Source organism: Salipiger sp. ABF4_146, assembly GCF_056161345.1.
Genome location: NZ_JBSWYX010000003.1, coordinates 275,176 through 295,815 on the forward strand (window position 1 = coordinate 275,176; position 20,640 = coordinate 295,815).

17 protein-coding genes are annotated in these 20,640 nt (G+C 62.4%); 5 read left to right on the plus strand and 12 right to left on the minus strand.

The annotated features are described in order from the left end of the window. Positions 1–334 precede the first annotated feature (334 nt). Positions 335–1,048 (minus strand): sulfotransferase-like domain-containing protein, encoded by a 714-nt coding sequence (locus tag ACXAJT_RS06630; RefSeq protein WP_475234025.1) that lies wholly within the window; start codon positions 1,046–1,048, stop codon positions 335–337. Between the two features lie 10 nt (positions 1,049–1,058). Continuing rightward, a complete protein-coding gene (locus ACXAJT_RS06635; RefSeq protein WP_475234027.1) occupies positions 1,059–1,955 on the minus strand; it encodes a D-amino acid aminotransferase in 897 nt (298 codons plus the stop codon). A 151-nt stretch (positions 1,956–2,106) separates the two neighbouring features. Between ACXAJT_RS06635 and msrA the strand changes: the two genes are divergently transcribed. Next, positions 2,107–2,757 carry a peptide-methionine (S)-S-oxide reductase MsrA gene (gene msrA, locus ACXAJT_RS06640; RefSeq protein WP_475234030.1) on the plus strand — a complete coding sequence of 217 codons (651 nt, stop codon included), beginning with the start codon at positions 2,107–2,109 and terminating at the stop codon, positions 2,755–2,757. Positions 2,758–2,824: 67 nt separating this feature from the next. On the opposite strand, the gene ACXAJT_RS06645 is transcribed toward msrA, so the two are convergent. Continuing rightward, the gene (locus ACXAJT_RS06645; protein ID WP_475234032.1) at positions 2,825–3,697 is read right to left on the minus strand and encodes a ribokinase; all 873 of its coding nucleotides are present in this window, start codon (positions 3,695–3,697) and stop codon (positions 2,825–2,827) included. A 72-nt stretch (positions 3,698–3,769) separates the two neighbouring features. After that, on the minus strand, positions 3,770–6,025 hold the full coding sequence (locus tag ACXAJT_RS06650; RefSeq protein ID WP_475234034.1) for an NADP-dependent malic enzyme: 2,256 nt from the start codon (positions 6,023–6,025) through the stop codon (positions 3,770–3,772). A 133-nt stretch (positions 6,026–6,158) separates the two neighbouring features. On the opposite strand from ACXAJT_RS06650, the gene mutS reads away from it, so the two are divergent. Beyond that, the gene (gene mutS / locus ACXAJT_RS06655) at positions 6,159–8,798 is read left to right on the plus strand and encodes a DNA mismatch repair protein MutS (protein ID WP_475234037.1); all 2,640 of its coding nucleotides are present in this window, start codon (positions 6,159–6,161) and stop codon (positions 8,796–8,798) included. A 148-nt stretch (positions 8,799–8,946) separates the two neighbouring features. Here the strand turns inward: mutS and ACXAJT_RS06660 are convergent, their stop codons facing one another. Beyond that, positions 8,947–9,501, minus strand: coding sequence for a nucleotide exchange factor GrpE (locus tag ACXAJT_RS06660; protein WP_475234039.1), 555 nt, complete (start codon positions 9,499–9,501; stop codon positions 8,947–8,949). A 9-nt stretch (positions 9,502–9,510) separates the two neighbouring features. Then, positions 9,511–10,575 carry a heat-inducible transcriptional repressor HrcA gene (gene hrcA, locus ACXAJT_RS06665; RefSeq protein ID WP_475234041.1) on the minus strand — a complete coding sequence of 355 codons (1,065 nt, stop codon included), beginning with the start codon at positions 10,573–10,575 and terminating at the stop codon, positions 9,511–9,513. 114 nt (positions 10,576–10,689) lie between these two features. Here hrcA and rph point away from each other — a divergent pair, with 114 nt between their 5' ends. Genes rph through hemW form a run of 3 tightly spaced genes read left to right on the plus strand, consistent with a single transcriptional unit; the run spans position 10,690 to position 13,170 of the window. Next, complete coding sequence (gene rph, locus ACXAJT_RS06670; protein WP_475234044.1) at positions 10,690–11,400, plus strand: ribonuclease PH; 711 nt, start codon at positions 10,690–10,692, stop codon at positions 11,398–11,400. Next, positions 11,397–12,020, plus strand: a complete 624-nt coding sequence (rdgB, locus tag ACXAJT_RS06675) for an RdgB/HAM1 family non-canonical purine NTP pyrophosphatase (RefSeq protein WP_475234046.1) — start codon at positions 11,397–11,399, stop codon at positions 12,018–12,020. The genes rph and rdgB overlap by 4 nt, the downstream gene beginning before the upstream one ends. Beyond that, positions 12,013–13,170, plus strand: coding sequence for a radical SAM family heme chaperone HemW (gene hemW, locus ACXAJT_RS06680; RefSeq protein ID WP_475234178.1), 1,158 nt, complete (start codon positions 12,013–12,015; stop codon positions 13,168–13,170). Before rdgB ends, hemW begins: the two co-directional genes overlap by 8 nt. A 241-nt stretch (positions 13,171–13,411) precedes the next feature. Here hemW and ACXAJT_RS06685 read toward each other — a convergent pair whose 3' ends face one another. From ACXAJT_RS06685 to rho, 6 genes are read right to left on the minus strand one after another with little or no spacing between them, the layout of a single operon-like run. Further along, positions 13,412–14,317, minus strand: coding sequence for a ParB/RepB/Spo0J family partition protein (locus ACXAJT_RS06685; protein WP_475234048.1), 906 nt, complete (start codon positions 14,315–14,317; stop codon positions 13,412–13,414). Between the two features lie 26 nt (positions 14,318–14,343). Continuing rightward, complete coding sequence (locus ACXAJT_RS06690; protein ID WP_475234050.1) at positions 14,344–15,153, minus strand: ParA family protein; 810 nt, start codon at positions 15,151–15,153, stop codon at positions 14,344–14,346. After that, entirely contained in the window at positions 15,146–15,766 is a 621-nt protein-coding gene (gene rsmG, locus ACXAJT_RS06695) for a 16S rRNA (guanine(527)-N(7))-methyltransferase RsmG (protein ID WP_475234052.1), read from the minus strand. The genes ACXAJT_RS06690 and rsmG overlap by 8 nt, the downstream gene beginning before the upstream one ends. Further along, on the minus strand, positions 15,763–17,640 hold the full coding sequence (gene mnmG, locus ACXAJT_RS06700; protein WP_475234054.1) for a tRNA uridine-5-carboxymethylaminomethyl(34) synthesis enzyme MnmG: 1,878 nt from the start codon (positions 17,638–17,640) through the stop codon (positions 15,763–15,765). Before mnmG ends, rsmG begins: the two co-directional genes overlap by 4 nt. 3 nt (positions 17,641–17,643) lie before the next feature. Next, positions 17,644–18,927, minus strand: coding sequence for a tRNA uridine-5-carboxymethylaminomethyl(34) synthesis GTPase MnmE (gene mnmE, locus ACXAJT_RS06705; protein WP_475234057.1), 1,284 nt, complete (start codon positions 18,925–18,927; stop codon positions 17,644–17,646). A 24-nt stretch (positions 18,928–18,951) separates the two neighbouring features. Beyond that, positions 18,952–20,235, minus strand: a complete 1,284-nt coding sequence (rho, locus tag ACXAJT_RS06710) for a transcription termination factor Rho (protein WP_475234059.1) — start codon at positions 20,233–20,235, stop codon at positions 18,952–18,954. Between the last annotated feature and the right edge of the window lie 405 nt (positions 20,236–20,640).

A 20,640-nucleotide genomic window follows, 5' to 3' on the forward strand; every position in this document is an offset into this window, starting at 1 on the left:
CGTCCGTGTCCGATCCCGAATTTTTAACCGTCTATCTTTACCGTCTTGTTCCGCGGCCCACCGCGTAAACTTGCACCACGCTTCTTAACAAAACCCATGATGCGGCAGGCCTCGGGCGGCTCAACTCGTACCGTTACCCTTACGCCGCACGGCAACCCACAGGAGCAAAGCAGGCTGCTTCGAGCGACGCTTCCCTATACACGCAGGCGCGCGCGACCGAGTTTCGGATGACCGACGATTTTTTTCGATTTTTTTGAGATTTTTGGCGGACCAGTTTTTCCGGTCCCTGAAAGTCAGCAGGGGCACGCAAAAAAACAGCCCCTGCTGCATTGTCTCAGAGCGCCGCCGCGCGGAAACGTTCGTAAAGCGGCAGCGCCTCTTCGGCGACCTGCGCCGGGGCACCATTCAATTCCGGAAGCGGGCCTTCGGCGCCGGCAAACCCCGTCGAGCGATGCACCGATGCATACCAATGCGGCGCCCAGACCCCATCCTGCGCATGGCCGCCCTTGGGCCAAGACAGCATCGCCGGATCGAACTCAAGCCCGATGGCGGCGCAGAGGCGGCGCAGCATGGTTTCGGGATCGCGCCGGATGTCGGCGCTGTCGATCACCACCGGGCTTTGCCCCGCGGCGCGCATCTCGTCGTAAAGCTCGGCCTGCTGCCGAAAGCCCATGTCCTCGGCGGTCGCCGCCTCCCAGCCCTTGGTGAAACTGGCAACGACCCGCGCCGGGTGCCGGATCAGGAAGACGTTCACGCACTCCGCCATGAAATCGCGGGGGATGCCCGCGATCATATGCTGCACCATGTGCTTGTGATAGGCGTGCGGCCTGCCCCCGGGGATCGGTCCCAGCAGGCTCTGCGCCACCGTCTCGGCGCTTTCAGAGCGGCTGGCCTTGATCTCTTCGCCCATCGGGTGCGCGAGGCCGGTGAGCCGCAGGTAAGGGCCATAGAACGGCTCGTCCACCACGTGGAAATCAGCGCGATTGCCGAAGGAATACATCAGCGCCGTCGAGAGGTTTCGCGGGCCGGACCACATCGCAAGTCTCATTGGGACGGCCTCATGCTTTCACCAGATCCATGTAGAGCGCGCGGATGCGCTGGGTGAGAGGGCCCATCTCGCCGCTGCCGATCCGCCGCCCGTCGATCTCCGACACCGGGGTCTGGGCGCCGAAGGTGCCGGTCAGAAAGGCCTCATCGGCACCATAGGTGTCGACCAGCGAGTAGTTGCGCTCATGCACGGGAATGCCATTGGTGCGGCACAGGTCGATCACCTTCTGCCGGGTGATGCCGTTCATGCAGTAATCGCCCGTCGAGGTCCAAACTTCGCCCTTGCGGACGATGAAGAAGTTGCAGGCGTTGGTGGTATTCACGAAGCCATGCACGTCGAGCATCAGCGCCTCATCCGCCCCGGCCTTCTCGGCGGCAATACAAGCGAGGATGCAGTTGAGCTTGGAATGCGAGTTGAGCTTGGGGTCCTGCGTCATCGGCAGGCCGCGCTGGTGCGGCACGGTGGCGAGCCGGATCGGGCGCGGGATCGAGGGCTTGGAATGCTCCATCAGGATCACCACGGTCGGCCCCTGCCGCGACAGCGCCGGGTGCTGGAACGGGCGGGTCTTGAGGCCGCGGGTGATCATCAGACGGCAATGCGCATCCGTGGTCATGCCGTTCGCCGCCTGCGTCTCGTGCAGCGCGGCGATCAGGTCCTCGCGGCTCATGCCGATGTCGAGGTCGATGGCCAGCGCCGCCTCGAAAAGCCGGTCGAGATGCTCATCCAAGAAGCACCAGCGCCCGTTGTAGAGCCGCAGCCCCTCCCAGATGCCATCGCCCAGCATGAACCCCGAATCGTAGACCGAGACCAGCGCCTCTGCCTTGGGTTTGAGCGTGCCATTGACCCAGATCTGGATCGTCTCGTTGCGGAGGTCCTCCTCCGCCTGATGCGTGGTGATCTTATCCATGGCGGCACGCTAGGGCCGCCGCGCGCGAAGCGAAAGCCCTTATGCGGGGCCACACCGCGCGCCGCGCGTTTCACCAAGCGGTGAACATCGCCGATTTTCATTGCTCGGACCCGCACGTCACCGCAGCCTGAGGCAAAGCGGAGGAAAGATCATGACACGGCTGCTGATGACATACCTGCTGAGCCTTGCGCTGGCGCTTCCGGTGCTCGGGCTGCAGGCGCGGGATGCAAAGGCGGGCGAGATCATCGTCGCCGGCGGCTGCTTCTGGTGCGTGGAGGCCGATTTCGAGAAGGTCAGGGGCGTGCGCGAGGCGATCTCCGGCTACACCGGCGGGCGCACCGCCAACCCCAGTTACAAGCAGGTCAGCGCGGGCGGCACCGGCCATTATGAGGCAGTGCGGATTCTCTACGACGACAGCCGCGTCTCTGTCGAAGAGCTATATTCGCTGTTTTTTCGTTCGATCGACCCGACGGATGCCGCCGGTCAGTTCTGCGACCGGGGCGAAAGCTACCGGACGGCGATCTTCGTCGATGGCGCAGCGCGACGTGCCGCCGCCGAGATGGCCAAGAACCAGGCGCAGGCCGCGCTTGGCAGGCAGATCGTCACGCCGATCCTGCCTGCGGCGCGGTTCTGGCCCGCCGAAGACTATCATCAGGACTACTACAAAGGAGACAGCCTCGTGCTGACCCGTTTCGGCCCGTTGCGAAAAGCCTCGGCCTACAAACGGTACCGCGAGTCCTGCGGGCGCGATGCGCGGGTCCGGCAGCTGTGGGGCAGCGCCGCACCCTTCGCCGGCGGCTGAGGGGCTCTGCCCCGTCCGCTGACGCGGACTCCCCGGGATATTTCTGTCTAGACGAAGCCGCGATCGCTCAGAAGCGGTGTTCGGTGACGTCCTTGAGATCGGGGATCACGTCGGCGGTGCCCTCGCGCATGACCATCAGCGCGGCGGCGCGCTGCGCCAATTCGATGGCCGTGGCCATGGGCAGCGCCCGGTCCAGCCCCGCCAGCAGGTAGCCGGTGAAGGTGTCGCCGGCGCCGGTGGTGTCCACCGGTGTCACCGGCAGCGCGGCGAAGGCGTGGTTCTCGCCGCTGTCGGTATTGATCCAGCGGCACCCCTTGGCGCCCAGCGTGACCACAACATCGCGCACCGGGATGCTCTCGATGCCCTGCCCCGTTGCCTCTTCGAGTTGCGCCGCCTCGACCTCGTTGAGCACTAAAAGATCGAGCAGCGGCAGCACGGCGGTCACCGCCTCTGCGTCGAAGGGCGCCGCCGCATAGGCCACGCGCAGACCGCGGCGCGAGGCGATCTCGGCGGCGTCGCGCTGCAGGTTGGTCTCGTTCTGAAAGACGAAGATGTCATCTGGGCCGGCCTCTTCGAGCCCGGCTTCAATGCGCTCGGGCGACAGGGCGCGGTTCGCACCGGGATAGATCAGGATGCTGTTCTCGGCCTCGGCATCAAGCATGATGATGGCGTGGCCCGTGGTCTCGTTAATCACCGCGATCTGCCGCGTGTCGACGCCATATTCGGTCAACCGCTCGATCGCCCAGCGCCCCTCAGCGCCGACGGCGCCAAGGTGCACCACCCGCGCCCCGGCCCGCGCCGCCGCCACCGACATATTGGCGCCCTTGCCGCCCAGCCCGCGCGTCAGGCGGCTGGTGGCAAGCGTCTCGCCCGGTGCCAGCAGATGCGGCAGCCGGTAGGTCATGTCGGCATTGATCGACCCGAGGTTGAAGATCGCCATGCTGTGCCCTGCCCTTTCATCTTTCTAAAAATACTCCCGCCGGAGGCATCCGGCAGGAGCCAACAAGCCAGATCAGCCGACCTTGCAGGCCGCCAGAACCGCCATGTTCAGGATGTCATTGGCGGTCATCGTCGTCGAGCAAATCTGGATCGAGCTGTCGATCCCGGCGAGGATCGGGCCGATCACCGTCGCGCCCGCCATTTCCTGCATCAGCTTGACCGAGATCGAGGCCGAGTGTCGCGCCGGCACCACGAGGATGTTCGCCGGACCGGTGAGCCGCTGGAACGGGTAGCTCTCCTGCGCCTTGCGGTTCAGCGCCACGTCGACGGTCATCTCGCCTTCGTACTCGAAGTCGACGCCACGCTGATCGAGCACCATCGGCGCACGGTGCATCTTCGAGGCGCGTTCCGACACCGGGTAACCGAAGGTCGAGAACGACACGAAGGCGACGCGTGGCTCGAGACCGAGATGCCGCGCAACGCCGGCGGCACGCTCGGCGATGTTGGCCAGATCCTCCGCCTCGGGCCATTCGTGCACCAGCGTGTCGCTGATCAGAACGATACGGCCCTTGTGCAGCAGCGCGGTCACGCCGGCGACCCCGCTTTCGGCATCGGCGTCGAACACGTGGTTGATCGCTTCCATCACATGCGCCGATTTGCGCGTCGCGCCGGTGATCAGCCCGTCGCCATGGCCATGCGCCAGCAGCAGCGCGGCAAAGACGTGACGGTCGCGCGCCGCCAGCCGGTGCACATCCTGCCGATCATAGCCTTTGCGCTGCAGGCGCTTGTAGAGGAAGTCCTTGTAGGTCTCGAGGTGCTCGGTGTTGGCGGCGTTCACCACCTTGATCTCGCGCACCGCGTCCGCAAGGCCGCTGGCCTCAAGCTTTTCCTTCACGTCGGCCTCGCGACCCACGACAATCGCCTTACCGAAGCCGTTGCGCTGGTACATGACCGCGGCGCGCAGCACGCGCGGGTCGTCGCCCTCAGCAAAGATCATCCGCGCCTGCGAGGCGCGCGCACGGCTGTTGATGCTGCGCAGAACCGAAGCCGTGGGGTCCATCCGGCCCATCAGGCCCGCCTGATAAGCGTCCATGTCGATGATCGGCCGCCGCGCCGCACCGGTGTCCATGCCGGCCTTGGCAACGGCGGGCGGGATGCGGTGGATGAGACGCGGGTCAAACGGCGTGGGGATGATGTAATCGCGGCCGAAGCTCAGCGACTTGCCGTAGGCCAGCGCCACCTCGTCGGGCACGTCCTCGCGCGCCAGTTCGGCCAGTGCCTCGGCGCAGGCGATCTTCATCTCGTCGTTGATCGAGCGCGCGTGGATATCCAGCGCGCCGCGGAACAGATATGGAAAGCCCAGAACGTTGTTCACCTGGTTCGGGTAGTCCGAGCGGCCGGTGGCGACGATGGCATCGACACGCACTTCATGCGCTTCTTCCGGGGTGATCTCGGGATCGGGGTTGGCCATGGCGAAGATGACAGGGTTGTCGGCCATGCTTTTGACCATGTCCTGCGTCACCGCACCCTTGGCAGACACGCCAAGAAACACATCAGCGCCGTCCATCGCCTCTTCCAGCGTGCGCAGCGGGGTGTTGGCGGCATGCGCCGACTTCCACTGGTTCATGCCCTCGGTGCGGCCCTGATAGATCACGCCCTTGGTGTCGCACATGATGCAGTTGTCGTGCTTTGCGCCCATGCTCTTGAGCAGTTCGAGACAAGCGATGCCCGCCGCGCCCGCGCCGTTGAGTACGATCTTAACCTCTTCGATCTTCTTGCCCGACAGGTGCAGCGCGTTGATCAGACCCGCAGCGCAGATCACTGCGGTGCCGTGCTGGTCGTCGTGGAAGACGGGGATGTCCATCTCTTCCTTCAGGCGCTGCTCGATGATGAAGCATTCAGGCGCCTTGATGTCCTCGAGGTTGATGCCACCGAAGGTCGGGCCCATCAGCTTGCAGGCCTTGATGAATTCCTCGGGGTCCTCGGTGTCGAGCTCGATATCAACAGAGTTCACATCGGCAAAGCGCTTGAATAGCACCGACTTGCCTTCCATCACCGGCTTGCCGCCGAGCGCGCCAAGATTGCCGAGACCCAGCACCGCGGTGCCGTTCGAGATCACCGCAACGAGGTTGCCCTTGTTGGTGTAATCATAGGCCAGTTCGGGGTTTTCCGCGATTTCCTCGCAGGGCACGGCAACGCCGGGCGAATAGGCAAGGCTGAGATCGCGCTGCGTGGTCATCGGCACGGTCGCCTGCACTTCCCACTTGCCGGGGGTCGGCTCGAGGTGGAAGGCCAGCGCCTCTTCGCGGGTGAACTTCGATTTCGACATGAGCGTGCTTCCCTCCAGTATGAGCGGCGTTCCTCTTAGCGCAGGGTAAGGCTCTTCTCAACTCCATGCATTTCACCTTTCGCCGGACCGTGCGGCTTTGCTAAACCACCACAAAGCAGCACTGGGGGACTACATGACGGCAGTCACGCCGATGATGGCGCAATATCTTGAGATCAAAGCGCAGTATCCGGACGCGCTCTTGTTCTACAGGATGGGCGACTTCTACGAGATGTTCTTCGACGACGCGGTGGCCGCGGCGGAGGCGCTCGACATCGCGCTGACCAAGCGCGGCAAGCACGCGGGCGATGACATCCCCATGTGCGGCGTCCCGGTGCATGCCGCCGAGGGTTACCTGCTGACGCTGATCCGCAAGGGGTTTCGCGTCGCCGTGGGCGAGCAGATGGAAAGCCCCGCCGAAGCCAAGAAGCGCGGCCATAAATCAGTGGTGAAGCGCGACGTGGTGCGGCTTGTGACCCCCGGCACGCTCACCGAAGAGTCGCTGCTGGAAGCGCGCCGTCACAATTATCTGGCCGCTTTGGGCCGTGTTCGGGACGATTGGGCGCTGGCGTGGTGCGACATTTCCACCGGCGCGTTTCACGTGATGCCCCTTGCCCGCGCCCGCATCGGCGCCGAACTGGCGCGTCTGGCGCCTTCAGAGGTTCTGGTCTCGGAAAGCACCGATGAGGATCTGCGCCCGGTGCTGAGCGATCTCGGCATTTTCCCCACGCCTCTTGGGGCTGCCTCCTTTGACAGTGCCGGGGCCGAGGACCGCCTGAAACGGCTCTTTTCCGTGCAGACGCTTTCGGGTTTTGGCGCATTTGAGCGGCCCGAACTGTCGGCCATGGGTGCGCTGGTCGATTATCTCGACATCACGCAGAAGGGTCGTCTGCCGCTGCTGCGCCCACCGCAGCGTGACGCGGTGTCGAACCTTCTGCAGATCGATGCCGCCACGCGCCGCAACCTTGAACTGACGCATTCGATGAATGGCGGCCGCGCGGGATCGCTGCTGTCGGTAATCGACAAGACCGTGACGCCCGGCGGCGCCCGCCTTCTGGAAAGGCGCGTTTCTTCCCCCTCCCGCAATCTTGGCGTGATCGAAGGACGTCTTCAGGCTCTGGACTGGGCAATGAGCGCCACAGAGGCGCCACAGCTGCGCGACGGCTTGCGCAAGGTGCCTGACCTTGACCGCGCGCTGTCGCGGCTCGGACTCGACCGTGGCGGCCCGCGCGATCTGGCCGCCGTGCGCAACGCGCTGGCACAGGCCGAAGAGATCGCCGAGACGCTAAGCAGTGCCGAATTGCCGCCTTTGCTGGCTGATGCACGTGAAACACTGACCGGCCACGACGAGTTGATCGCCCTCCTTGAAGCGGCGCTGGTGGCCGAGCCGCCGCTGATGGTGCGCGACGGCGGCTTTGTTGCGCCGGGCTACGATCCGCAACTGGACGAAGCCCGCACCCTGCGCGACGAGGGCCGCGGCGTGATCGCCTCTATGCAGGCGAAATACGCCGAGATGGCTGGCGTGAATGCGCTCAAGATCAAGCACAACAACGTGCTGGGCTACTTCATCGAGACCACGGCGACCCATGCCGAGAAGATGATGTCGGCGCCGCTGAACGAGACCTTCATCCACCGCCAGACCACCGCCAATCAGGTGCGCTTCACCACCGTCGAACTGACCGAGTTGGAGACCCGCATTATGAACGCCGGGAACGAGGCGCTGGAGATCGAAAAGCGGCTCTATGAAAGCCTGAAAGGTGCCATTCTGGCCCGTGCGCCGCAGGTGTCTGAGACCGGGCTGGCGCTGGCCGAATTCGACGTTGCGCTTGGCCTGTCCGATCTGGCCAAAGCGCAGAACTGGTGCCGCCCGCAGGTCGACGACAGCCGCGCGTTTGAGATTGTCGCAGGCCGCCACCCGGTGGTGGAACGCGCGCTGCAACAACAGGGCGGCGCGCCCTTTATCGCCAATGATTGTGCCTTGAACGCCAATGGCGAGGGCGCGTCGGTGACGCTGCTGACCGGCCCGAACATGGCCGGTAAATCAACCTTCCTGCGGCAGAACGCGCTGATCGCCCTGCTGGCGCAGATGGGCTCTTATGTGCCGGCCGATCGCGCGCATCTGGGCGTGGTCAGCCAGATATTCAGCCGCGTCGGTGCCTCGGATGATCTGGCGCGCGGGCGCTCGACGTTCATGGTCGAGATGGTGGAGACCGCCGCCATTCTCAATCAGGCGGACGACCGTGCGCTGGTGATCCTCGATGAGATCGGTCGCGGCACTGCCACCTATGACGGGCTGTCCATCGCATGGGCGACGCTGGAGCACCTGCATGGCGTGAACCGCGTGCGCGGGCTCTTCGCCACGCACTACCACGAGCTGACGCAGCTGGCCGCCAAGCTCGAAGGCGTCGGCAATGCCACGGTTGCGGTGAAGGAGTGGGACGGCGAAGTGATCTTCCTGCACGAGGTGCGCGAAGGGGCAGCCGATCGCTCCTACGGCGTGCAAGTGGCACAGCTTGCGGGTCTGCCGCCTGCGGTGATCGCTCGCGCCCGCGACGTGCTGAGCGCGCTGGAGGAAGGCGAGCGGGGTCGGACATCGCCGAAAGCGCTGATCGACGATCTACCGCTGTTCTCCGCGGCTGCGAAACCAGAGCCTGCCCCGGCGCCGACGGGCCCCTCTGAGGTGGAAGAGAAGCTGGCGACGCTGCTGCCCGACGAGATGACCCCGCGCGATGCGCTTCAGGCGCTTTACGATCTGAAGTCTCTGTTGAAAGGGTAAGCCGGACTCACGTGAAACATGCGCGTCAGGGCGCTGCCCGTCCGGAATCAAGGCGAAGCCGCCGGACGAGCGCCGCACCGTGTCTCACCCCCAAAGAAAAACCCCCGGCCATTCGACCGGGGGTTTTGCGTTGTTCGCTGTGACGAGATCAGCCCTGCATCGAGCTGACGCCCACCTGCGCCGGACGCAACAGGCGGTCGTAGAGCATGAAGCCCTCTGCCGAGACCTGGATGATCTCGCCCGCCTTGGTGCCGGGCACCGGGGCTTCGAACATCGCTTCGTGATGCTTGGGGTCGAACTTGTCACCCACCTCGGGCTTGATTGCCGTCATGCCGTGCTTCTCGAAAGTGTTCAGAAGCTCGCGCAGGGTCAGTTCGACGCCTTCGATCAGCGCATCTGCCGCCTCGGCCTCGCGTGCCGCATTGAGCGCGCGGTTGAGGTTGTCGTAGACCGGCAGCAGGTCACGGGCCAGCTTCGAGCCGCCGTACTGCTGTGCCTCGCGGCGATCCTTGTCGGCGCGCTTGCGGGCGTTCTCGGCATCCGCCAGCGCCCGCATGAAGCGGTCCTTGTACTCGTCGCGCTCGGCGCGCAGTTCGTCGAGTTCGATCGCCTCGTCGTCCATCTCTTCCATCTCGCTGGCCAGGGCCTCGGCCTCTGCCGCCTCGATATCGTCGAGAAATTCGTCTTTCTTCGCGTCTGCCATGTCTAACCTCTAGCTCCGCTCGGCAATCAGCCTGCCGACCAGCTGTGCCGTGTAGTCCACGATGGGTACGATCCGCCCGTAGTTGAGCCGCGTGGGTCCGATGACCCCGACCGCACCGATTATCTTTCGATCCGCGTTCATATATGGAGAGACCACCAGAGAGGAACCCGAAAGTGAGAAAAGTTTGTTCTCTGAGCCGATAAAAATGCGCACCCCGTCGCCTGCTTCGGCGAGTTGAAGGAACTCGGCGATATCCCGCTTGCGCTCGAGGTCGTCAAACAGCGAGCGGATGCGGTCTAGCTCTTCAACCTCGCTGTCCTGTCCGAGCAGATTCGCCGTGCCGCGCACGATCAGGCGCGCGGAATTGTCGGCGTCTTTCTCCCACGCTGCCATGCCGGTTTCGATCAGATCAGCCGCCAGCGCGTCGATCTCCTGACGCCGCGAACTGATCTGCCGTCCGATCTCTCCCCGCAATTCAGACAGTGTCTTGCCCTCGATCAGCGCGTTGAGGAAATTTGCCGCTTCGCGCATCGAACTCGGGGTCTGCCCCGGCGGCGGGGTGAAGAGCCGGTTCTCGACGTGGCCATCGGCAAAGACCAGGACCACCAGAGAGCGGTCATGGCCGAGAGAGACAAATTCGATGTGCTTGACCGGCGCCTCATGTTTGGGCGTCAGCACCAGCGACGCGCCATGTGTCACACCCGACAGCGCAGCCCCGACCCGGTCGAGCAGACCGCCGACATCGTCGCTGCGGTTCGAAGTGGTGGCGTCCAGCGCCTCGCGGTCCGACATGTCCAGATCGCGCACCTCCAGCAGCCCGTCGACGAACATGCGCAGCCCCACCTGCGTCGGCACACGCCCCGCAGACACATGCGGGCTGTCGAGCAGGCCGAGATATTCGAGGTCCTGCATGACGTTGCGGATCGTCGCCGCCGAGACTTTCTCGGACAGGCTGCGCGTCAGGGTGCGCGAGCCGACCGGCTCGCCCGTCTCGAGATAGCCTTCCACCACGCGGCGAAAGACTTCGCGCGAGCGATCGTTCATTTCATCGAGAAGACGGTTGCCCTCTTTCATCCTAAACTCCGGCTGTTCAGGGTCATTAAAGGTGCCTCTCGCGCCCCGTCAATCGGGGTTGCGGCAAAGCATCTGCACCAGTATCCCGAGCGCGACCAGGAAAAGGGGCACCGAATGAGACCTTCAGGACGAGATCTAAGCGATATGCGCGCCGTTTCAATCGAGACGGGCGTCACAAAACATGCCGAAGGGTCCTGCCTGATCAAGATGGGCGACACCCACCTCATCTGTACCGCCACGCTTGAAGAGCGCGTGCCGCCCTTCGTCAAAGGCTCGGGCCTTGGCTGGGTGACCGCCGAATACGGCATGCTGCCGCGCTCCACCGGCTCGCGCATGCGCCGCGAGGCATCGAGCGGCAAGCAAGGTGGCCGCACCGTCGAAATTCAGCGCCTGATCGGCCGCTCGCTGCGCGCCGGCGTCGACCGGGTCGCGCTTGGCGAACGCCAGATCACCATCGACTGCGACGTCATCCAAGCCGACGGCGGCACCCGTTGCGCCGCGATCACCGGCGGCTGGGTGGCCCTGCGCCTCGCGGTCAACAAGCTGCTGAAGACCGGCGTCATCACCACCGACCCGCTGACCCCGGTTGCCGCCGTCAGCTGCGGCATCTACGCCGGTCAGCCGGTGCTCGATCTTGATTACGCCGAGGACTCGGAGGCCGGCGTCGATGGCAACTTCATCCTGCGCGGTGATGGCCAGCTGATCGAGGTGCAGATGTCTGCCGAAGGCGCCACCTTCAGCCGCGACCAGATGAATAAGCTTATGGACCTCGCCGAAGCGGGCGTCGCGCAGCTTGTCGAGAAACAGCTCGCGGTGACCGCATGAGCCGCAAGTTCACCGACAAGAAGCTGCTCGTCGCCACCCACAACGCCGGCAAGCTCGAAGAGATCACCGATCTGCTGAAACCCTTCGGCATCGAGGTGGTCGGCGCCAAGGAGCTGAACCTTCCCGAACCCGAGGAAACCGGCACGACCTTCGTCGAGAACGCCCGCATCAAGGCGCACGCGGCAGCAACGGCCACCGGCCTGCCCGCCCTCGCCGACGACAGCGGCATCTCGGTGGATGCGCTGGACGGTGCGCCCGGTGTCTATACCGCCGATTGGGCAGAAACCGGAAAAGGCCGCGATTTCATCATGGCCATGGGCAAGACCCACGACGCGCTGCGCCAGACCGGTGCCGAGCAGCCTTGGACCGCGCGCTTCAACTGCACGCTGGTTCTGGCTTGGCCCGATGGCACCGACGCGGTTTTCCCCGGCGTTATGGAAGGCCGCGTGGTCTGGCCCATGCGCGGCGACAACGGCCACGGATACGACCCGATCTTCCAGCCCGATGGCTATGAGATCACCTTCGCCGAGATGGACAGTGACGAGAAGAACCGCATCAGCCACCGCGCCGATGCCTTTGCCAAATTCGTGAAAGGGTGCTTTGCCCAAGACGATGCCTGAAACCTGGCGTGAAGGAGGCTTTGGCCTCTACGTGCATTGGCCTTTCTGCGAGGCCAAATGCCCCTATTGCGACTTCAACAGCCATGTCGTCCGGTCGATCGACCAGACCCGCTGGGCCGAAGCGCTAAGCTCCGAGGTCCGCCGTTATGGCGAGATGACCTCGGGGCGTCTTCTCAACTCGATCTATTTTGGTGGCGGCACGCCCTCTCTCATGGAGCCCCGGACCGTGAAGGCAGTTCTGGACGCCGCCCGTGAGCACTGGACATGGGCCAACGACATCGAGATCACGCTCGAGGCCAACCCGCGCTCTGTCGAGGTTTCAAAGTTCGAAGGCTTTCGAGAAGCTGGGGTAAATCGGGTCTCTATGGGCATTCAGAGCCTGCGTCCCGACGATCTGCGCCGCCTGGGGCGGTTGCACGACGTGGATGAGGCTATCGTCGCCCTGCAAACCGCCCAGTCGGTCTTTGACAGGGTCAATTTCGACCTGATCTATGCGCGCGAGAACCAGTCGATCACCGACTGGGAGGTGGAACTGCGCGAGGCGCTCGACCTCGCCGGCGACCACCTGTCGCTCTACCAGTTGACCATCGAGGAAGGCACGATGTTCTGGGAGCGCGCGCAGCGTGGGCAGATGAAGCATCTGCCCGGCGAAGACCTCGCCGCCGATATGTTCCTCGCGACGCAAGAGATCACTTCCAAGGCCGGCTATTCCGCCTATGAAGTGTCGAACCACGCCCTGCCCGGCGCGCAATCGCGGCACAATCTCGTCTATTGGCGCGGCGGCGACTACGTCGGTGTCGGGCCCGGCGCGCATGGGCGGGTCACCGTCAACGGCACCCGGCACGCCACCGAAGCATGGAAAATGCCCGGCGCTTGGATCGAAAAGGCCGAGGCCGGGCGCGCCGACAGCGTGTTCGACCCGCTCGATACGTCAGATATCGTGACCGAGTTTGTAATGATGGGTCTGCGGCTCTCCGAGGGCATTTCAACCTCGCGTCTCGCCGAGATATCGCCGGCCTCCCTGCCCTTGCCCAAGATAAAAGACCTGCGCGACATGGGCTTGCTGTGGCAGGACAACGACCTGCTTGGCGCAACCACAGAGGGTCGTCTGGTGCTCAACGCGGTGATTGCAGAATTACTGACAAGCTGATCTACGTGAAACATACCCACAGGATCCTGTGTAGATCTGATAGAGATCCTGTGGACAGATCTGACACCGAAAACAGACTTAAAAAGCAAAAGGCCGAGCAAAATTTGCTCGGCCTTTGTATTGTTGAAGAGATCCGCCAGATCTGGGCAGATCTGACCATCAAAACACTACCAGTTGTTTCTTCGCGTTAAGTGGCCGATGCGGTCGCGAGATCTCTCCACAGGAGCCTGTGGAGATCTCTTCACCGCGCGGCGCTCAGTATGGCGCAGAGCTTGTCGAGTTCTTCGAACGTCCGGTAGCTGATCGTCAGCTTGCCGTTCTCCTGCCCCGGCTGGTTCTGAATCGCGACTTTCATCCCGACCGCCGCCGAGAGATCTCCTTCCAGCGCCCGCGTGTCGGCGTCTTTTTCAGAGCCTGCGAAGCCGTTTCGAGCCTGACTTTGCTCCTTCGGCGGCTGCGGCTTTGCAAGTTGTTCGGCCTGGCGCACCGACAGCTTTCGACGAACGATCTCTTTCGCCACCTCTTCGGGATTCTCGGCCGTCACCAGCGTCCGCGCGTGGCCTGCAGTCAGCTCCCCGTCGACCACCATCGTCTGCACCGTTTCCGGCAGGTTCAGCAGGCGCAGCAGGTTCGCAATGTGGCTGCGGCTTTTGCCAAGCGCCTCGGCGATTTTTTCCTGCGTGTGCCCGAAGCGGTTCATCAGTTGCTTGTAGCCGGCCGCCTCTTCGATCGCGTTCAGATCCGCCCGCTGGATGTTTTCGATGATCGCGACTTCGAGAACCTCGATGTCGTCAAACTCACGAACCAGCGCCGGTACTTCATGCAGCTGCGCCATTTGCGCAGCGCGCCACCGGCGTTCACCGGCAACGATCTCGAACTCGCCTTCGGAGTCGGGACGCGGCCGTACAATTATCGGCTGAATGATGCCCTTGGTCCGGATCGATTCAGCCAGCTCGTTCAGTTGCTCTGGGGTGAACGTCCGGCGCGGCTGATCTTTGTTCGCGAAGAGTTTTTCAATCGGGATCATACGATCGGGATTGCGGGCTGGTGCCTCCGCTTCGGCGTCGGCAGGCCGCACCTCGACATCGGACATAAGCGCCGAAAGGCCGCGCCCGAGCCCTCGCCGCATTTCGCGTTTCTCTGCCATTTCTGCCCTCTCGTGTCGTTTCTTGTTTATGCCGCCATCTGCGCGTTGTTGCGCAGCAATTCTTCCGCCAGGGCGCGATAGGCCAGAGCCCCCTTCGAATTTGTGTCGTAGGTCAGAACCGGGCACGCATAAGACGGCGCCTCGCTGACACGCACGTTGCGCGGAATCACCGTGTTGAACACCAGATCGCCCAGATTGGCCCGCGCATCCTCTTCCACCATGCGAGACAGATTGTTCCGCGCGTCAAACATGGTGAGAACGATGCCCTCGATCCGCAGATCGGGGTTGGCGCTCTGACGCACTTCGCGGATCGTCAGCATCAGCTGCGACAGCCCTTCAAGCGCGAAAAACTCGCTCTGCAGCGGCACGAGGATCGAATGCGCCGCGACCATCGCGTTTACGGTGAGCAAGTTGAGCGACGGCGGGCAGTCGATCAGCACAAAATCAAAGCCGAACTGGGCCATCTCGGCCTGCCGCAGTGCGTCATGCAGAAGAAAGCTGCGCTTTTCATTGGCGACCAGTTCGATATCTGCGGACGCCAGATCGACCGTTGCCGGGATCAACTGCAGGTTCGGGGTTTCCGTCGACAGGATCATGTCCGACAGCGGCGCATCTTCCAAAAGCAGCTCATAGGCGGTGTATTCGCGTGCTTCGGGCTCGATTCCGAGGCCGGTGGAAGAGTTCCCCTGCGGATCGAGGTCGACAACCAGTACTTTCAGCCCGCGTTCTGCCAGCGCAGCTCCGAGATTGATCGTCGTCGTGGTCTTGCCCACCCCACCCTTCTGATTGGCGATGGCTACGATCTTGGCCGCGCCGGGCCGGAAGATATCAGACATGAGTCGGAACTCCGATTTGCAAGACAACCGCGTTGGGATCAGTAAAGCTTGTATGCCGTGTCACTTCAAACTGCCACATCTTGCGTGCCTCGGCGATTTCTTTTTCCGCTTGCGCGCCCTTTGGGAAGAGCGCCGTGCCCCCCTCGCCCAAGTGACGATCAGCAAAGCCCAGAAGCTTATCTAGCGACGCTAAGGCGCGGGCGCTCAGGATGTCAGCTTTAAGCGACGGGATCTCTTCGATCCGCCGTGCTTCCACCTGCGCAGGAGCCCCTGTCTCGCGCAGAACGGTCCGAAGAAAAGCGCATTTGCGCTGATCACTTTCGACCAGCGTGACTTTCATCTCTGGCGCAAATTCATCACGCAATATGGCGACAACGAGCCCCGGAAAACCTCCGCCACTGCCCAGATCTGCCCAGTGAGCGGGTTTATCCTGCGGGATCTGCCAGATCTGAGCGGAATCGACGATGTGGCGGGTCCATGCTTCTGCCAAAGTGGTCGGCGAAACGAGGTTGATCCGCGGATTCCACTTCCTCAGAAGGTCCGTGTAGTGCTCAAGGCGGTCCCATGTTTCACGTGAAACACACAGCCCACCTCCAAGGTCTCGTGAACTCATGCGCTGCGCGCCTTTTCCGTCCGGCGGAGGCGGATCAGCAAGAGCGACAGCGCCGCCGGCGTCATTCCGTCAACTTTGGATGCCTGCGCAAGCGTCGACGGGCGGGCGCGTTCGAGCTTTTGCTTCAGTTCGTTCGACAGCCCTTCAATTGACGAGAAATCGAAGTCGGCGGGAACCTGATAGGTTTCATCCCGCTTCAACGCCTCAACGTCCCGCTTCTGGCGATCGATGTAATTGGCATAAAGCGCGTCTTTCTCAAGCTGGCTGCCAATCTCTTCGTCAATTTTGGACAGTTCTTGGACGTGCTCCCGCAAGAAATTCATCGAAATGTCAGGGAACGATAAGAGCTGGAAAAGGCTACGACGCGCACCATCAGCGTTCATCTTTAGGCCAAGTTCCGTGAGCTGCCGCGGGGTCATGGTCAGATCCGAAAGGACCTCCCTCCCCTGCTCAAGCTTCTCGGCTTTATCCAGATATGCAGATTTCCGCGCGTCGGAGACGCAGCCAAGCTCAATGGCCTGCGGGGTCAGACGCTGGTCAGCGTTGTCGGCCCGAAGCGAAAGACGGAATTCAGCGCGCGAGGTAAACATCCGGTAAGGTTCCGTCACGCCGCGCGACGTCAGATCATCGACCATGACGCCAATATAGCTGTCGGTGCGGCTAAACGTGATCTCTTCACGTCCGAGGCTTTGCGCCGCTGCGTTCAAACCCGCCACAAGCCCTTGGGCAGCCGCTTCCTCGTACCCAGTGGTGCCGTTGATCTGACCCGCGAGATAGAGGCCGGACACCGCCTTTACCGACAAGCGAAGGTCGAGCGCCCGCGGGTCGACGTAATCATATTCGATTGCGTAGCCCGGCTGCAGGATCTTGGCGTTTTCGAGCCCAACGATTGAATGGACATAGGCCTCTTGCACGTCTTCCGGCAGCGAGGTTGAAATACCGTTCGGATAGACGGTGTGATCGTCCAGCCCTTCCGGCTCCAGAAAGATCTGGTGGGATTCCTTGTCCGAAAAGCGCACCACCTTGTCTTCAATTGATGGGCAGTAGCGCGGGCCAATCCCCTCGATATGACCGCCGTACATGGCAGATCTGTCGAGGTTTTCGCGGATTAGATCATGAGTACGTGCGTTGGTGTGGGTGATGCCGCAAGAGATCTGCCGGACGAAAGGCTCTTTCGACAGGAATGAGAACAGCACCGGGTCATCGTCACCGGGCTGGCTGTCGAGAATGTCCCAATTGATCGTGCGGCCATCCAAGCGCGGAGGCGTGCCGGTTTTGAGTCGTCCGAGAGGGAGCGCCATCTCGTCGAGGCGCTCAGCCAGCTTGACCGCCGGCTTGTCGCCCATACGGCCGCCGGGGCGCTTTTGGTCGCCGATATGGATGACGCCGCGCAGGAAGGTGCCCGTGGTTAGCACCACCGCTTCAGCTTTGAGTTCGGATCCGTCTGCAAGAACGACGCCCTGCACCAGATCTCCTGTTTTGAGGAGATCTGTAACTTCGCCTTGGACGATTGTCAGGTTCGGCGAGTCTTCCATCTCGCGGAGCATCGCTTCTCGATACAGTTTCCGATCCGCTTGGGTTCGGGGCCCCTGAACAGCTGGCCCCTTGCGCCGATTGAGAAGACGGAACTGGATACCGGCCTGATCAGCAACGCGCCCCATCACGCCGTCCATGGCGTCAATCTCACGCACGAGATGGCCTTTCCCAAGACCGCCAATCGCCGGATTGCAGGACATTACGCCAATTCCGCCGCGGGTCAGTGTCACCAGTGCGGTACACGCGCCAAATCGGGCCGCAGCGGCAGCGGCTTCAGTGCCGGCGTGTCCACCACCGACGACAACGACGTCAAAGTCGAGCTGTTTCACGTGAAACACTCCTTACTTTCCCAGGCAGAAGCTCGAGAAGATCTTGTCCAGCAGGTTTTCTACGTCGACGCGGCCGATCAGGGCTTCAAGGCGTCGAATCGCGACCCGGACTTCCTCTGCAGCGATATCATACCGCTCGGGTCCGAAATCAAGCAATTCCAGCGCAGTTTCAAGGGCTGTGCTGCCTTCGGCAAAGGCCAGCCGGTGACGTTCGCGTGTGGCGAGACCGCTCGATTGAACGCGCTGTGACAAGGTCTCACCGATCTGCGCCACAAGCGCATCAATCCCCCGCCCCGTGGCAGCGGAAATCGCCTGATCGTCGCCAGAGAGATCTCCCTTGGACCGGCGAATGATGTCGCCATCGCGTGGGCTCACATCCAAGGTCTCATCGGCTTCCAGCAGGAAAACCCTCAGATCCGCTAGTTCTGCGCGGTCCCGAGCACGCTGAATGCCAATTCTCTCGACCGGATCGGCAGCCTCGCGCAGTCCCGCCGTATCGAGCAGCGTCACTGGAAGACCCGCGATCTCCATGCGCACTTCAATCACGTCCCGTGTTGTGCCCGCGTGTTCCGAAGTGATCGCCGCATCACGTCCCGCAAGGACGTTCAACAAGCTCGACTTTCCAACGTTTGGCCGGCCGACGATCGCGACCTCAAAACCACTTCGGATACGCTCTGCCGCATCAACGCCGGCCAGTTCCCGGTCAACCTCGGACTTCACTTTGGTGAGCGCGGCGCGCACATCGTCCGAGACGTCGACGGGAACTTCTTCGTCAGCGAAATCGATGGTGACCTCAAGCAGAGAGGCGGCGAAAATCAATTCTTCGCGCCAAGCGTCGACCTTCTGTCCAAGCGCGCCTGCGAAAACGGTCATCGCCTGATTGCGCTGGCTTTCGGTCTCGGCTTCGATCAGATCCGCCAGCGCTTCGACCTGCGTCAGGTCCAGCCGGTCGTGTTCGAGCGCGCGACGGGTGAACTCGCCGGGTTCTGCCTGACGGATGCCCTCCATCGCGCCAAGTTCGCGCAGGACGGCCCGCAGAATTGCGATGCTGCCGTGCAGGTGAAATTCCACCACCCGCTCGCCGGTAAAGCTTTTGCCATCTTCGAAGACCAGCACCAGCGCTTCGTCAAGAATTTGCCCCGCACCGTCGGTCAGTCGCCGCAGCGCCGTGCGCCGCGGCGCGGGAACGTCCCCGCAAAGACGAGAACAGGCGTCCCATGCGGAGGGTCCGGAAACCCTCACCACGGAAACGCCTGCTTTGCCGACCGCGCTGGCAAGTGCGAAGATCGTATCCATCCCCGCCTCCTTTGCGGTTTATGTTTAGCTGTTCATGGAGTCGAAGAATTCGCCGTTTGTCTTCGTCTGCTTAAGTTTGGAGAGCAAGAACTCGATCGCGTCCGTCGTGCCCATCGGGTTGAGGATGCGGCGCAGGACGAAAGTCTTCTGCAGGTCGATCTTGTCGGTGAGCAAGTCCTCTTTCCGGGTGCCCGACTTGAGAATGTCGATCGCCGGGAAGACGCGCTTGTCGGCGACCTTGCGGTCCAGCACGATTTCCGAGTTACCGGTGCCCTTGAATTCTTCGAAGATCACCTCGTCCATGCGCGAGCCTGTATCGATCAGCGCGGTGGCGATGATGGTGAGCGAGCCACCCTCTTCGATATTCCGCGCGGCACCAAAGAAGCGCTTGGGACGTTGCAGTGCGTTCGCATCGACACCGCCGGTCAGGACCTTGCCCGAGGACGGGACGACCGTGTTGAAGGCGCGACCAAGTCTTGTGATCGAGTCGAGAAGGATGACAACATCTCGTTTATGCTCCACAAGACGCTTGGCCTTCTCGATGACCATCTCCGAGACGGCAACGTGGCGCGTGGCGGGCTCGTCGAAGGTCGAGGAGACAACCTCACCCTTCACCGAGCGCTGCATGTCGGTCACTTCTTCCGGGCGCTCGTCGATCAGCAGAACGATCAGATAGCACTCGGGGTGGTTCTTCTCGATCGAGGTGGCGATATTCTGCAGCAGAACCGTCTTACCGGTGCGCGGCGGCGCCACGATCAGCGAGCGCTGGCCCTTACCGATCGGCGCGACGAGATCGATGATCCGGGCCGATTTGTCCTTGATCGTCGGGTCTTCGATTTCCATCTTCAGGCGCTCATCTGGATAGAGCGGCGTCAGGTTGTCGAAGGCGATCTTGTGACGGGCACGATCCGGGTCTTCGAAGTTGATCGCAGAGACGTCGACCAGCGCGAAGTAGCGCTCTTCGTTTTCAGGCGCACGGATTTCACCCTCGATGGTGTCGCCGGTGCGCAGCGAATACTTCCGGATCATGTCGGGCGAGACGTAGATGTCATCGGGACCGGGCAGATAGTTCGCTTCGGGCGAGCGAAGGAAGCCGAAGCCGTCCTGCAGCACCTCAAGAACGCCGTCACCGAAGATGGTCCAGCCTTCGTCCGCGCGCTCGCGGAGAATTTGGAACATCATCTCGCCCTTACGCATGGTCGAGGCGTTCTCGATGTCCAGCTCTTCGGCCATGGCGAGGAGATCTTTCGGGCTTTGCGCCTTCAGATCGGACAGGTTCAGACGTTCAGTGCTTTCGGCACTTGTCATGCATTCCTCCGGGCCGCGGTCGGCCGTCTTTGTCATGTCTTTCGGGAAGATCCCACCCGGACGGGTGTTGAGAGAATGCCTATCCCCTCCCCCCGTCGAAGTCAATTCCCGGCACGGTGTCGGACGGGCCGGTGTCTCTCTCAAATTAAATAAAGAAAAAAAGAAAGATGATTTTGTTTTTAGGGGAGCTCTGAACCGGTGGATCAAATGGTTCAGGCGCTTTGGTCCACGCTGAAAGATCCTGTGGATAGATCTGCGGAGATCCCTACGCGTAGTTTTGGAGGAATCGGCCTTTAGCTCAACGTCACAAGGGATCTTTCGGGGTTTTGCTTCATTGTGGAAAGATCTTAAACAGGTGGTCCTCCACGAGCTTCTCCACAGCGAGGAGTTTTCCAAACCCACAGA

Coding starts and splice junctions, on each gene's coding strand:
- hrcA (WP_475234041.1), bottom strand. CDS start 10,575: ATGAAAGAGGGCAACCGTCTTCTCGATGAAATGAACGATCGCTCGCGC.
- rsmG (WP_475234052.1), bottom strand. CDS start 15,766: ATGAGTTCACGAGACCTTGGAGGTGGGCTGTGTGTTTCACGTGAAACA.
- rdgB (WP_475234046.1), top strand. CDS start 11,397: ATGAGCCGCAAGTTCACCGACAAGAAGCTGCTCGTCGCCACCCACAAC.
- ACXAJT_RS06685 (WP_475234048.1), bottom strand. CDS start 14,317: ATGGCAGAGAAACGCGAAATGCGGCGAGGGCTCGGGCGCGGCCTTTCG.
- hemW (WP_475234178.1), top strand. CDS start 12,013: ATGCCTGAAACCTGGCGTGAAGGAGGCTTTGGCCTCTACGTGCATTGG.
- ACXAJT_RS06635 (WP_475234027.1), bottom strand. CDS start 1,955: ATGGATAAGATCACCACGCATCAGGCGGAGGAGGACCTCCGCAACGAG.
- rph (WP_475234044.1), top strand. CDS start 10,690: ATGAGACCTTCAGGACGAGATCTAAGCGATATGCGCGCCGTTTCAATC.
- ACXAJT_RS06645 (WP_475234032.1), bottom strand. CDS start 3,697: ATGGCGATCTTCAACCTCGGGTCGATCAATGCCGACATGACCTACCGG.
- mnmE (WP_475234057.1), bottom strand. CDS start 18,927: ATGGATACGATCTTCGCACTTGCCAGCGCGGTCGGCAAAGCAGGCGTT.
- msrA (WP_475234030.1), top strand. CDS start 2,107: ATGACACGGCTGCTGATGACATACCTGCTGAGCCTTGCGCTGGCGCTT.
- ACXAJT_RS06630 (WP_475234025.1), bottom strand. CDS start 1,048: ATGAGACTTGCGATGTGGTCCGGCCCGCGAAACCTCTCGACGGCGCTG.
- ACXAJT_RS06660 (WP_475234039.1), bottom strand. CDS start 9,501: ATGGCAGACGCGAAGAAAGACGAATTTCTCGACGATATCGAGGCGGCA.
- rho (WP_475234059.1), bottom strand. CDS start 20,235: ATGACAAGTGCCGAAAGCACTGAACGTCTGAACCTGTCCGATCTGAAG.
- ACXAJT_RS06690 (WP_475234050.1), bottom strand. CDS start 15,153: ATGTCTGATATCTTCCGGCCCGGCGCGGCCAAGATCGTAGCCATCGCC.
- ACXAJT_RS06650 (WP_475234034.1), bottom strand. CDS start 6,025: ATGTCGAAATCGAAGTTCACCCGCGAAGAGGCGCTGGCCTTCCACCTC.
- mutS (WP_475234037.1), top strand. CDS start 6,159: ATGACGGCAGTCACGCCGATGATGGCGCAATATCTTGAGATCAAAGCG.